14 protein-coding genes and 1 tRNA gene are annotated in these 12,815 nt (G+C 39.5%); all 15 read right to left on the bottom strand.

The annotated features are described in order from the left end of the window. Positions 1 to 111: 111 nt before the first annotated feature. Entirely contained in the window at positions 112 to 645 is a 534-nt protein-coding gene (locus ACAN52_RS07435; RefSeq protein WP_378953946.1) for a pyridoxamine 5'-phosphate oxidase family protein, read from the bottom strand. Continuing rightward, entirely contained in the window at positions 645 to 1,358 is a 714-nt protein-coding gene (locus ACAN52_RS07430; protein ID WP_378953945.1) for a type 1 glutamine amidotransferase, read from the bottom strand. The genes ACAN52_RS07435 and ACAN52_RS07430 overlap by 1 nt, the downstream gene beginning before the upstream one ends. A 42-nt stretch (positions 1,359 to 1,400) precedes the next feature. Next, positions 1,401 to 1,949 (bottom strand): gamma-glutamylcyclotransferase family protein, encoded by a 549-nt coding sequence (locus tag ACAN52_RS07425; RefSeq protein ID WP_378953944.1) that lies wholly within the window; start codon positions 1,947 to 1,949, stop codon positions 1,401 to 1,403. 33 nt (positions 1,950 to 1,982) lie between these two features. Further along, the gene (locus tag ACAN52_RS07420) at positions 1,983 to 2,837 is read right to left on the bottom strand and encodes a homocitrate synthase (RefSeq protein WP_378953942.1); all 855 of its coding nucleotides are present in this window, start codon (positions 2,835 to 2,837) and stop codon (positions 1,983 to 1,985) included. Between the two features lie 24 nt (positions 2,838 to 2,861). Then, positions 2,862 to 3,953 carry a pyruvate carboxyltransferase gene (locus tag ACAN52_RS07415; protein WP_378954364.1) on the bottom strand — a complete coding sequence of 364 codons (1,092 nt, stop codon included), beginning with the start codon at positions 3,951 to 3,953 and terminating at the stop codon, positions 2,862 to 2,864. A 24-nt stretch (positions 3,954 to 3,977) separates the two neighbouring features. Next, positions 3,978 to 4,934 (bottom strand): nitrogenase cofactor biosynthesis protein NifB, encoded by a 957-nt coding sequence (gene nifB / locus ACAN52_RS07410; protein WP_378953941.1) that lies wholly within the window; start codon positions 4,932 to 4,934, stop codon positions 3,978 to 3,980. Positions 4,935 to 5,052: 118 nt separating this feature from the next. Further along, on the bottom strand, positions 5,053 to 6,441 hold the full coding sequence (anfK, locus tag ACAN52_RS07405; protein WP_378953940.1) for a Fe-only nitrogenase subunit beta: 1,389 nt from the start codon (positions 6,439 to 6,441) through the stop codon (positions 5,053 to 5,055). A gap of 61 nt (positions 6,442 to 6,502) precedes the next feature. Next, a complete protein-coding gene (gene anfG, locus ACAN52_RS07400; RefSeq protein WP_378953939.1) occupies positions 6,503 to 6,853 on the bottom strand; it encodes a Fe-only nitrogenase subunit delta in 351 nt (116 codons plus the stop codon). A gap of 13 nt (positions 6,854 to 6,866) precedes the next feature. Next, on the bottom strand, positions 6,867 to 8,429 hold the full coding sequence (gene anfD / locus ACAN52_RS07395; protein ID WP_378953938.1) for a nitrogenase iron-iron protein, alpha chain: 1,563 nt from the start codon (positions 8,427 to 8,429) through the stop codon (positions 6,867 to 6,869). A 219-nt stretch (positions 8,430 to 8,648) separates the two neighbouring features. Next, a complete protein-coding gene (locus ACAN52_RS07390) occupies positions 8,649 to 9,056 on the bottom strand; it encodes a P-II family nitrogen regulator (protein WP_378954363.1) in 408 nt (135 codons plus the stop codon). Positions 9,057 to 9,069: 13 nt separating this feature from the next. Beyond that, on the bottom strand, positions 9,070 to 9,396 hold the full coding sequence (locus ACAN52_RS07385) for a P-II family nitrogen regulator (RefSeq protein WP_378953936.1): 327 nt from the start codon (positions 9,394 to 9,396) through the stop codon (positions 9,070 to 9,072). A gap of 36 nt (positions 9,397 to 9,432) precedes the next feature. Beyond that, positions 9,433 to 10,260 carry a nitrogenase iron protein gene (gene nifH / locus ACAN52_RS07380; protein ID WP_378953935.1) on the bottom strand — a complete coding sequence of 276 codons (828 nt, stop codon included), beginning with the start codon at positions 10,258 to 10,260 and terminating at the stop codon, positions 9,433 to 9,435. Positions 10,261 to 10,701: 441 nt separating this feature from the next. Then, entirely contained in the window at positions 10,702 to 11,712 is a 1,011-nt protein-coding gene (locus ACAN52_RS07375; RefSeq protein ID WP_378953934.1) for a hypothetical protein, read from the bottom strand. 380 nt (positions 11,713 to 12,092) lie between these two features. Further along, a tRNA-Arg gene (locus ACAN52_RS07370) sits at positions 12,093 to 12,167 on the bottom strand. A 73-nt stretch (positions 12,168 to 12,240) separates the two neighbouring features. Beyond that, entirely contained in the window at positions 12,241 to 12,561 is a 321-nt protein-coding gene (locus ACAN52_RS07365) for a hypothetical protein (RefSeq protein ID WP_378953933.1), read from the bottom strand. Between the last annotated feature and the right edge of the window lie 254 nt (positions 12,562 to 12,815).

Genomic DNA, 12,815 nt, shown 5'->3' with positions numbered 1-12,815 from the left:
TACACAAAAACAATTAAGCTTGTGATCATTATACCTATATATGCTATTTTTTTCAATATATTTATAGAAAAAATCCTCAAAACACTTTTTTCATGTAAATACAGCATATCACTACGGCATTTTCATTGTAAATAGTTCCTTAGGTTCCACTGCATTTTCTTTGGCCGTCATTTCCTCTGGTTTTATCCGATAAATAGAAACTTGATTGCCATCCATTCCAGAGCGATATTTTTCAATCAAAGTGCTGGTTAAAGGCTGACTATAATACTTTGGCATAAATTTATCCAGAAATTTTTGGAAAACCTCAGCAGCCTCTTTAAAATCCCTTACCTTTTCAGCTTGACCGAAAAGCATGACACTCATGTATGACGTATCGGCATGGCAGGGAACGGGATCAATTACAGTACCATGTTCTTTATAAACTGTGAAACAAACAGGAGGATTTTGTGAAAGGATCTTTTCTTTTTTTCCCGAACCCATACCATGAAAATAAATAGAACCTTTGTACCAGAGATAGTTCACTGGAAGAGTATAAGGCAAAACCCCATCGACCATTCCAAGTACACCAGTCCTTTCACCTAAAAGAAAGGTTTCAATTTTTTCCTGATCGGTGCAATTTCTTTTTGTATAACTAACCTGATTCATCAAAGCTCCCCCTTTCGATCCATTTCTTCTAACTGGGTAAGAAACAACTTCATCCACTGATTATTTTGTTCAATATAGCCAGGGTGAGCAAGCAGTTCTTCTGCCGTCTGCACATAAACGTCATGAACCATTTCTTCCCTGCAATTTTCAACAAGACCTTTGATGATCATTGGTGTATTCTCCATATGATACTGAAAACCAAAAACCCTTTTTTTATAAATAAAAGCTTGATGCTTGCAGGCATCACTTTCCCCTATACATGTTGCCTCTGCTGGCAGCACACTAAAGGTATCTCCATGCCACTGAAATACGATTGGCTCTGCAGGAAAGAAAGAAAATAAAGGCGATAACCGCGCCTCCTCACTTAACCTGATTGGAAACCAGCCAATTTCTTTATAAGGGTTTGTGGTCACCTTGCCACCGATTACATCAGCAATCAATTGACCTCCCAAACATAGGCCGATTACGACTTTACCAGATGCAATCGCTTCTTTGATCAATACTTTTTCATCCACTAGCCAGGGATAAGATTCTTCTTCATAGATATTCATAGGCCCCCCCATGATCACGAGCCAATCAAAATCATGTTGCATTGGGAGAGTCTCATCTTTATATAATTGAGTATTTGTTATGAGATGGCCGTTTTCCTGTGCCCATGTCAGTATGCTCCCTGGATTTTCAAATGGAACATGCTGCAAATAATGAAGTCTCATATTATGATCCCCTCCTTTCATCACGCATTTAAAATTAACTACTTATCCACCACAATCACCACAATTTACGTTCATATAACTATATTTTGATTTCCTGACCATAGGCACAGCATAAGAAGCTGGTTTTGTCATCCGATTCTGTAATACTTCGATATATCCTTCAGGTAAACCTTGTTCATAGGCACCTTGTATAATGAAATTTAAATAGTCCGTACTCGGAGGCATCTCTTCGCCCAATTTATCTTTTTTATAAATACGGGCATCAAAGATTCTCTCTTCAGTATTAATTACATCCACAGGATAGTGAAAATAAGGTCCCGTCCCATCAAAACGAACATCTTGATACATATCTAGTTGTTCACAATCAAAAAAACTTAATTCGTATAATACGCCCCACACTTCTGTATCACGGTCAGGAACAACAGTTTCTTGGGCTCCATCCCAAATGGCAGAATCTCCATAAAAGTCAACCCGATACCCAGGCAATCGAGCAATTCCAAGCACTGTTGGACTAGAACATCGTTCCTGCATTTGCCTTAAATTCATATTAGAGCCATAGGCGAAGTAATAGTGGGATATTTTATTCATCATGCTTCTCCTCTTTTTTACCATTTATTATGGTGATTAAAGATGATACGATCCTACTACAGGCCGATAAGGAAATAAGGGCCTGCCGCTTGCTTTGGTCACTAAATCAGCTAAGGAACTCAAATGAGCTGAGTCCACACCACAATGATAACCATAAAACTTTTCCAAAGAAGCAACGACTTCTTCTAAAGAAGCATTACCAGCTCTTTCACCAATCCCTGACAATGTCACACTGGCAAAAGAAACTCCTGCGTGAAAAGCAGCTAAGGTATTGGCTGTCGCCAAACCAAAATCGTTATGTCCATGAAATTCAATGGGCAAGGAAGAACGCCCAACCAAATTTTCCAAACGACTAAACGTCATGAAAGGATCTAAACAGCCTACTGTATCAGCAAAGCGAATTCTCATAGCCCCATTCTCCGCAGCAACATCTGCAAATTTTAGAAAAAATTCCGGATCAGCACGTGAAGTATCTTCCGCCCCTACAGTAATAGTGCAACCATAACTTTTCAAGAATTGCAAGGCACCTTTTAACCGCCTAAGAACCCATTCTCGATCTTTTTTCAACTTATGAGTAATGTGTAAGTCCGATATCGGCAAGGAAATGTGAATGCACGAAAATCCACACGCTAGAGATGCACGAATATCTTGTAGATCGGCTCGATTCCAAGCAATCAAGGTTGCTCCTAAAGGTAATGCTAGTAGTGTCCGTAAGGTTTCTTGCTCTTCAGTACCCATTGCCGGTGTACCTGCTTCGATCCATGAAACTCCAGCTCGATCAAGAGCAATCGCCATATTTATTTTTTCGTCTGTCGAAAAAACAACTCCTGCAGACTGCTCACCATCACGAAAGGTTGTATCAACAATTTGAAACCCAGTCTTATGAGCCATGATCAATTCCCCCCTTTTTTCTACCTATGAACCGACTTGTCTTTGTGCCATATCATGTCTCGTCCAATAGAGCTGATGCAACTGTAAATCCGATAATGGACTTTTTTGAAGTGATGCAATTCTTCTTACTTTTTCTAACATCTGTAAGGCTTGGGCCTGATCAAGTTCCAAATTCCATTGAGAAAATTTAATCTTCAAAGAAGCAGTCCCAGAATGCTTACCAATGATTAATTGTCTAGTTTGCCCCACTTCTTCAGGTCGAATGACTTCATAGAGAGAAGGGTTTTTGGTAATGCCATCAACATGTATTCCTGACTCATGAGCAAATACATCCCGCCCAATCAAAGCTTTATCAACGGGTAAACTAATTCCCATGGCAGCTAAAATCTGCATACAATCTTTGGCTAGAGAACCTCCTGATGGGACTTGATCTTGTTTCCACAAATGTTTTACTGCCATCAAAACCTCTTCCATAGGAGCATGATTAGGGAGTCCAATTCCACTCACTGCTGTTGCCACATATCGAATCCCTGATCTTAAGGCCGCTAAACTATTCGCTGTCGCAAGCCCATAGGCATTATGCCCATGAAATTCTACGGGACAAGGTATTACCCGCTGTAATAGATCCATCTTTTCACAAGCAATAAAAGGATCTATGGCACTCCCCTGATCTTGATAAATAAATCGTTTCACTTGATAGCGAGGGATAAGTGGCCAATAGCAAGCTAGATCAGAAACAGAAAACTCAGAGGCATTTTCAATGCATAGATAAATTTCTTTAGCAAATCGTTGTATAGCAATCAACGCATTTGTTAGCTGATCTAATAAAAGATTTCCAGGTTGATGAAGCCAGTTAATCACGATTTTGGAAAATCCCATTTGTCGAACCTGATCTATTTCTGCAAAGGAAGGGTTTATTTTACACCGTAACAAAGGTAATAAAAGGGTCTGTTCTAGACTCACCCCATATCTTTTCAAATGACTCAGGGATACATCAGCGTTTTCAATTGAATATTTTTTCAAAAAAGGTCCCATTAACTTAAGGGTAGCAATTGACGCACCTAGACGTAACGCTTCATCCACCGTCTGATCAACCACCATCACCATCTGTTTCATTTTTGCCACTTCCCTTCCCCTTTTTTATGCTAGCTGTCGTCGGATGAATCCGAGTCCCTGGGTGGAGGAATCACAATATTCTCCTTGTGATTCCTTGTCCCTGAATTCTTGGGAACGATCTTCTCCTAGTAGTCCAATGGCATCAGCGCGACATTGCTTACAGTGACGCATTTGCATGACATCCAGTTCGCACAAATTCCTCATATCATTGACATCTTCCATCCTGGTTTGAGGGAAATTTTCAAAAACACTACCTGGAGCTGGAATGAGGGGCATAATATTAGTAATGAAAACACCAAATTCTTTCATCTTCTTTACAACTTCTGGAATGTGTTGATCATTGATCCCTTTCAGCATAACAATATTGATTTTTACGATGATGCCTTGACTTGTCAGTAGAGCAATACCAGCCAATTGATTTTCAATTAGAATTTTCGCACCTGCTTCCCCCGTATAATGCTGTCCTTTAAAATTTATATGTTTGTAGATCTTCGCCCCAATCGCGCTATCTAAGCAATTCACTGTTACCGTCACATGAGTTACGCCAAGATTTATGATTTGCTGAGCATATTCTGGTAATAATAGACCATTTGTTGAAAGACAAAAAACAACTTGAGGATTTTCCGCACGAATCAGCCTGATGCTCTCCCGCGTATTTTCCCAATCAGCTAAGGCATCTCCAGGTCCTGCAATTCCTACTACACTAAGCTGCGCAACCTGCTCACGTACCCGATCAAACTTCTTTTTAGCGGCCTGTGGCGTAAGAATTTCACTGGTTACACCTGGACGACTCTCATTAACACAATCAAATTTACGATTACAATAATTACAACTAATATTACAGTAAGGCGCAACAGGTAGATGCATCCGAGCAAATTTTTGATGAGCATCAAAAGAATAACAGGGATGCTTTTGGGTCTTCTCTAACATAGTAGTAGCCTTTTCCACTTTGGTATCTGATGTTGAACCCGGGCACTCCATGTTTTCCACCTCAACCTTCTTTATCATAATCACCTAATGATATCCTCTTCTTAGTGATTCTGCCAGAACCTGATAACAATCATGTTCTGGCAGAATCTAATAGAACCCTAATTACGTCTTACCATACATTCAATATCCATTCCTTGTTCTTCTTGTATTCCATGTCAGTAAATAAGGTGTTCGCTATTTCTTCAGCGAGCCATATAGCGCCTGCATAACCGACGACTGGATGACGGAATAATCCTGCACGATCGTATGTGGGGAAACCGACTCGTACCATAGGAATATTATTATCAATAGATACAAACCGCCCTTTTGAATGACCCAAAATGAGGTCCAGTTCTAATCCTTTGTTCTTAATCCGGTCTTCCAGTTCCCACAAATCTGAATTGCAGATGATCTCCATATCGAAATCGGTTTTTTCCTGGAACGCCTTGATACGAGGATCTTCTACATATGTCTTATTGTCATCGCCAAGTAATAGAAGTACAGGTTTCATCTCTAAATCGATACAAAATTCTGCCAGCCCGATGACCAGATCAGGATGCCCATAGATAGCAACTTTCTTATCTGCCAAAAACATGTGGACAAGATCAGTTAGTGCATCAATGGCAATTCCCCGTTCGCGAACTAAAGCCTGAGGGATTGGTTTACCTGTCATCTTTTTCAAATTCTGCAAAAAGATATCAGTATTGCGAATACCAATAGGGCTTGGTCCTATAATAGCTGGAACGCCAAATTCGCTTTCAAGATACTCAGCGGCTTTTCCACCTTCGTATTTATTTAACGCAATCGTTCCTATGGCATCAGCTGTTCCAATCAAGTCCTCAACCGTCGTACTGCCGTGAGATACAGAATTAGCGTCTGGCATGAGGGGGGAGTCAAAGCTTTCAATTTCAAAAAGTACAGTTGCCTCTACCTCCATTACAGACAGAAGGTGTTTGAGAGCTGTTACATCCCCTGGATTGGTCCAACCAGTCATCAAGTTAATTTTTCCGTTTGGCTTATCTTTTTTTGCCAAAGTTTGTACAAAAGCCTCCAAAGCGACATCGTATCCTGTCACTTGACTTCCCTTAAAGCTAGGGCAATGAACTGGAATCAAACGAACGTCTCGATCAGCATATTTTTCTTTTAGTAAGCCTTCATTGAGCTTTCGAATTACACCATCTACATCATCACCGATAACTTCTGTTGAGCATGTTGTAATGACTGGTATGACTCTTACATGAGGATACCGCATTAGCACTACGTCGACTGCTTCCTCTACGCGGTGGACAGCACCAAATACGGCAGCATCCTCATGCAAGGATGAAGATGCAATATCAAAGTTTTCCTTCAAATGCTGTGCGATGAGTAGGCGTACAAACATAACGCACCCTTGCCCTCCGTGAACTATGGCAATACAATCCTCAATTCCGATACTAGCATATTGGGCTCCTGCAGGTTGGCATGTAAATATTGGGTTAATAACGCCGGCACGTTCCTTTTCTTTCATCTCACAAGACATAGCATGACTCCCTTTACTATTTATTTTTTAAACGTCGGCCGTGACGGCACAATTCTTATCTCTAATACTTAGGATCAGTCAGTTCTTCATTAAGAGACCCTGTAATCGTTAAGTAGTCTAAACGATCTTTGAGTGCCTGCATGAGGATTTTTATGTCCCCTTTCTCCATCGCCGAAATCCACGGATAGGTGGCTTTGAATTCTTTAGCTAATACCACAGCATCTACCCAATAACATTTGTCCGCTGGAGTTCCCAATTCGACAGGTTCTTCACACAATATCTGAGTAGTTTTGGTAAGGATTCCCTCGTTTTGTTTTTCTCTATCCCATGCCCGAGAGTGAAACTGCCACAAGCACCATTTCATAATATAATCTACAAGTTCTTCGACCCTATCTTTCATTACAACTTCCATTATGTCCCCTCCCTTATACCACGTCGACAAGCTGACCTGGTGCATTTGGATATGTCTTGCCACGCAATTTTGTAACGCTGTCGTAATCACCGGTATATGGTCTTTCTTCAATTGGAGTTGCTTCATCCTTACTGATATTTACATCAGAAATCATCTGTCGTGTGGAAAATCCTATATCGGTAGCGATCTCATCTTTACTGATATCGAGTCCTGAAAGCTGATGAATTGGTGAATAGACAGCATTATAAATATCCCGAGCGAATCTTACCCAACCTTCAAAACCTTTATAAGGACCATTGTGATAGGCATGAGCGTTAAGGTACTGAACACGAAGTTTCTTGGCAACTTCACCTGGGCGAACGCCAGTGAAGATGACATCAGGTTTTAGTGTCTTCATCGCTTCAATTCCCTCTAATTCATTAGGATCATCAATAGCGAGAGCACCTTCTTGGCAACGGGCAACGCCTTTTTCCATATCACCTTGATGACCAAACTTCGTATATACAGAGACAACATCAAGTCCCATCTCTTCATGAATGACATGAGCCCAGTGCCAAAGTTTAGAGCCCCCCGGCCACAAACATACTTTTATCCCTTTCAGACGTTTTGCATACCAATCAAGCTCTGGTTTCCATCTGGCAGTTTCTTCGTCAATGATCGCTTGCGCTTCCTTTTCCAGTCCAAAGAACATACCAACCTTCATGAGGGATTCGCCTAAGGGTTTAAAACCAAATCCTTCAATATCAAGGCGCGGAATACCATATCTTACTTTGAGTTCATTGCAGATGTATTCAGCAGACCGAGCACATTCTAGTACATTAAGGTGGGCTAAGTGCATACCTCTGAGATCATCATAGGAACCATTACCCGTAAAGGTGGATAGAACCTGAATACCCATTCTCTTGAAATAGTCTGCCATGACTTCTGAATCCCCTTGAATGTTATAGTCACCAACATAATTGATGACATATTTACTAGTGATTTTCGGTTCAAATGTTCCAACTTTCTGATCGAGCCACGCAAGATTAATTTTATGATGTCCGCCCGACTGACTAGGTCCAGCAAACCCAGGTGAATTGCAGACGAAGATATCAACCTCAGGCATTTCGTCCATCACTTCTTGGGCAATAGCATTAATATCGTCCCCAATGAGCGCTGTCGCACAAGTTTGGTACAGACTCATTCTTTTGATATTAGGGAAGGCCTTAAACGCCTCAATAATATTTTGTTTGAGCATTTTTTCCGCTCCGAATACGATATGCTTTTCCTTTACATCTGTAGCATAGGTATATTTGAGCTGAAAGTTGTCGTTATCACTGATATAACGTTTGGTTTGCCAGGTATCATAGGTACATCCGACTGGTCCATGACTCATATGGATAACATCCTTCATAGGAGCACCAATAACATGTTTAGCACCGCAGTACGCACACCCGCGTTCTGAAATTGTACCAGGAATTGTATTTTTATATCCGAGAGGAAGACACGATGTCAAATCTTCACCTGGACCTTTGACAACAGCATGCTTTTCCCTTTCAGGAATACATTCACTACATTTAAACTTGTGATATGGCATAATTTCTTCCCCCTTTATTTAATAATAAACACTTACTACCACCATTGCAGGCGGTTGACTTAAATTTAGCGGATTGCATCCACAGCCGTCATCTACATGACAGACCATGACGGATAGACCTCATTGTCTAACTGTCCAATTGATTGTCCATCTAGTCCAATTACTGGAATTGCAGCGATGCCCGAAGAAGCAATCCTATTTTACACCCACCACAATTGGCTAGATGGCTGCATCTCCAGATTCCTTAGTTCTTACTCGGACTGCATCAAGTACTGGCAATACAAAAATTTTGCCATCACCAACATTATACTGGGTTTTATTGGCAGAAATGATTGCTTGAACAATTCCCGGTACATCTTCATCATGAGCCAGAACAGTAAACATCCTGCGCGGAAACAAACGAGTTCCATCCAAAAATTCAGTAATCCGTTTTTCTGTCTCATGATCATTTTTTTGGGCTAGGGCTAGTAAGGTCTCTCGTCGTTCCGCAATGACAGATTTATCTTCTACCAGCCTGCCACGTCCCATAACCTTAAGTGCTGTAAAGCCAGCAGCCCCCACCTTAATGAGTGCTTTTTTAGTAGCACTGACTTTATTCATCCTGACGACAGCTATAATTTCTTTCATCATGCCATCTCCTTTAAAGCCCAGCCACGCCGCTGGAAACAGTATACACTTCATCTGCTGAGCTGATAAATATTTTCCCGTCGCCAAAAGCTCCTTCTGCCCCAGTCTTGGCATAACGAAGAATGATATCAAGTACATCCTCTTTATCTGCATCATTAATCACTAACATAATAAGGCTTTTAGGGATTTCATCATATACAACATCACCAAACTTAATACCCTTTTGTTTACCCCGCCCAACAACATCAACTACAGTAGCAGCATGAAACCCCGCACTAGATAGTTCATCAAGAACCACTTCTTTTTTATCCGGTCTAACAATCGCTCTCACCATAATCATAATCGATAATCTCTCCTTTATTTTTTTACTTATCTTTTAATCAACCATGCCATATTTAACAACCATGGCCTCTAATTCATCCATAGTGAGAGGTTTCGGAATAACAAAATTCTTATTTTCGATAATTTTGCGTGCTAGTTCCCCATATTCATGAGCTTGTTGGCACTCAGCATCAAATTCCACAACTGTTTTTTTGTTAAATTCGGCTTTTTGCACGATATTATCGCGAGGTATTACGTGAATCAACTGCGTGCCAATTGCTTTGGCGAATTCTTCCATAAATTCCACTTCCCGATCCACTTTACGACTATTGCAAATAATCCCGCCTAGACGAACACCACTTTGTTTTGCATATTTTAGAAGACCCTTAGAAATATTGTTGGCAGCATATACAGCCATCATCTCTCCTGAAGCAACGATATAAACTTCCTCGGCTTTACCTTCACGGATTGGCATGGCAAATCCACCGCATACAACGTCACCAAGTACATCAAAGAACACAAAGTCCAAATCCGATGAATAGGCTCCATTTTTCTCCATAAGATCAATGGCTGTGATTACACCACGACCTGCACATCCTACACCAGGTTCCGGACCACCTGATTCCACGCAACGAATTCCGCCGAAACCTGTTTTTACAACTCGATCAACAGTAATTTTCTCTTCTCCTTCATCACGAAGGACATCCATTAATGTTTTTTGATTCATTCCACCCAGAATAAGGCGGGTTGAATCTGCTTTAGGATCACAGCCATGAATGAATATATTCTTATCATAAAAATGCACCATAGCCCCTGCAGTATTTTGTTGTGTAGTTGATTTACCAATTCCGCCTTTTCCATATATAGCTATTTTTCTTGTCATTTTAAAAAACCGCCTTTACTTTATTTTTTTACTTTACTAGTGGGCATTCTTTGTCTAGATTCTTCAATTCCCTACTATGGGTATCTATAAATATTAAATATTCAAATTTTTTCATCATCCTGTTGAAAAAATAAATGTAAAGTGTTATAATCCATAATAGGTAAACTGAACGAACCTAGTGCTACTGGGATTAGAAAATTTACCTCGCTTCATGGGTACCACGAATACTCATGAAGCATTTTCTTGTCCTGTTCTATAAAACCACCCCCTTTCAAATCATGATAAAACTTGTGAATTATAAAAAAAGGGTACACAAAATAAACCTAGCGCTACTGGATGAATTTTTTATTTAGCTTCACGAGTACCACGAATGCTTGTGAAGTTTTTCATTTTACGTTATAAGTACCACGAATACTTATAATGTAATTTTTTTATTCCTTTTTAATTACATCTAGACTCTAAGTCTCTCATTGTCATTTCAGAAAACTCCTCTACATACCCAAAAAGATTACGACGTCGATGAAAAGGAGAAGTTCCATTATATTTAATAATCCATCGATTCAAAGCTGGCTGAATCATTGCTAGTGATATATCGAGGGCTTCGGCATCACTGAAAAAATCCTCTAAGAAATCTCGTTGAAAACGTTGTATGATACCAAATTCATGCCGAGGCTCTAGCCATTCAATCCCCATCGCTAAAACACTTTCTCGAATCATTGATTCTTCCTCCTCACAATGTTCGCGCGTTGCTTTGATCGAATGCACAAGCTTATGAATTGTATAGCCTCGACTGCGATAAAAGGGAACTATTTTTTCTTGCAATAACCTTAATCCGATTTCCCCTGAACAACGACGGCTCATTTTGCCAAAAGCATATCCATTAAATAGATCAAGTACCAAATGAAGATAGAACATCTTATTTAACCGTCTAAAAAACACACATTCATATACAAGCACATCACCTGGTCCACTTGCTAGGAAATTTCGGTCACGAAAAATTGGATTTAACCGTTCGATAAACTGCACTTGCCTTTTGTCTAATTCAATTTCATCATTGAAATGAAGTCGCATTAACTCACGGCAAACATCTTCTTTACTTTTAATGCCACACTCTGCACGAAGATTTAATAATTCTTCCATCGTTATTTCAATGCCACGTTTGTTAAAAAAATCCAAAATACGAAAGTTATTCCAAAAAGGATACTTTAAACAAATTGTCACTAATAACTGACCCAATTTGGTATGAAAGCCTTCCTCACTGATTACAGAAGGGATAGTTTCTGTAATCAGATGAAATTTTTTGTATTGATTGGGGTATGAAAGTTCAGCAAGTTCAATCGGTTCATCTATCCATGGCTCACTCACTTCAACATCACTCAATATCATGACCTGTATTCCCGTCAAAACTTGTTCTTTTTCTGCTGATAAAATTAATGTGCTATGACCCGACACCGCACTCACCCCTTTTAAAAATAATAGCCGACCGAAACGCATACGCGTATTCGACCGGCACTCCATTGTACTCGAAACGAAAACTAACTAAAACATCATTAACTTAACTTGACTAGATTATACATCATGTTTTTATTCATTGCAATACATTTATGTTAGTTTTATTTTTTCCGTACTACAATTTTATTATTTAAGATTAAACTGCTTTTAATCGTTTTATTGTTGCATTAATCAGATTTTTTTCACTACATACAATTTAGTCAAAGATAATCCATACTTAAATTAAAATGTTGATACGCCTTGCATAAGTTGTTACCAAACTGTGTCCCAAGTAAACATAAAAGCCTCTGAGGTAAACCCTCAAAGGCTTGAATTTCTTATGGTGCGCCCGGCAGGAATCGAACCTACGCACATGGCTTCGGAGGCCAATGCTCTATCCCCTGAGCTACGGGCGCAATTTATCTCTTACAGTCACGAATAATATTATACCATAAATATAATAACATGTCTAATTTAAAAACGATATTTTTATTTATGATTGAGTGGAGCTTGACAATAAGGGCACACCACAAAATCCTCTTTAACAGGACTACCACATTTAAAGCAGGTCTGTGAAATTTCTTCTACGACTGTTGCTTCAACATCAATAACATCATGATAACCTGCTGCTTTAGGTTGCTTCTCATTGGTTTTCCCAAGGATTAAATACAAAGGCACGAGTACGATCGGCATGGCTGCACTACCAATTGCCCACAAAAAAGCAATGACAGTACTATGCCCCCTATTCTTAGCATGATTATATATACAAAATGCAACTAAAAGCCCAATAAGCATACCGAACATTCCCATAAAAAAACCACCTTAAATCAATGTATTTATAAATTATAACATTACAGAAGTAAACTCGTCCATCTAAAGCTAAAATCTAACTATCCTTATCCCATCAATTTAAACAAATTATAATTCTAAATGTCCTTTACACAAGGATTGATACTAAATGAAATTGTATATTATTGCATCATCTGTTAGAATAGATAAATGAGGAAAACATTGATGTCCCGAACCCTCGAAGTAATTGAATAGATTGAGAAAGGTTGTTGACC

Source organism: Pelosinus sp. sgz500959, from assembly GCF_042610375.1.
Taxonomy (GTDB): domain Bacteria; phylum Bacillota; class Negativicutes; order DSM-13327; family DSM-13327; genus CTSoil-075.
Note: the sequence above shows the minus strand (reverse complement) of the source record. Positions and strands in the feature narration are given on the sequence as shown.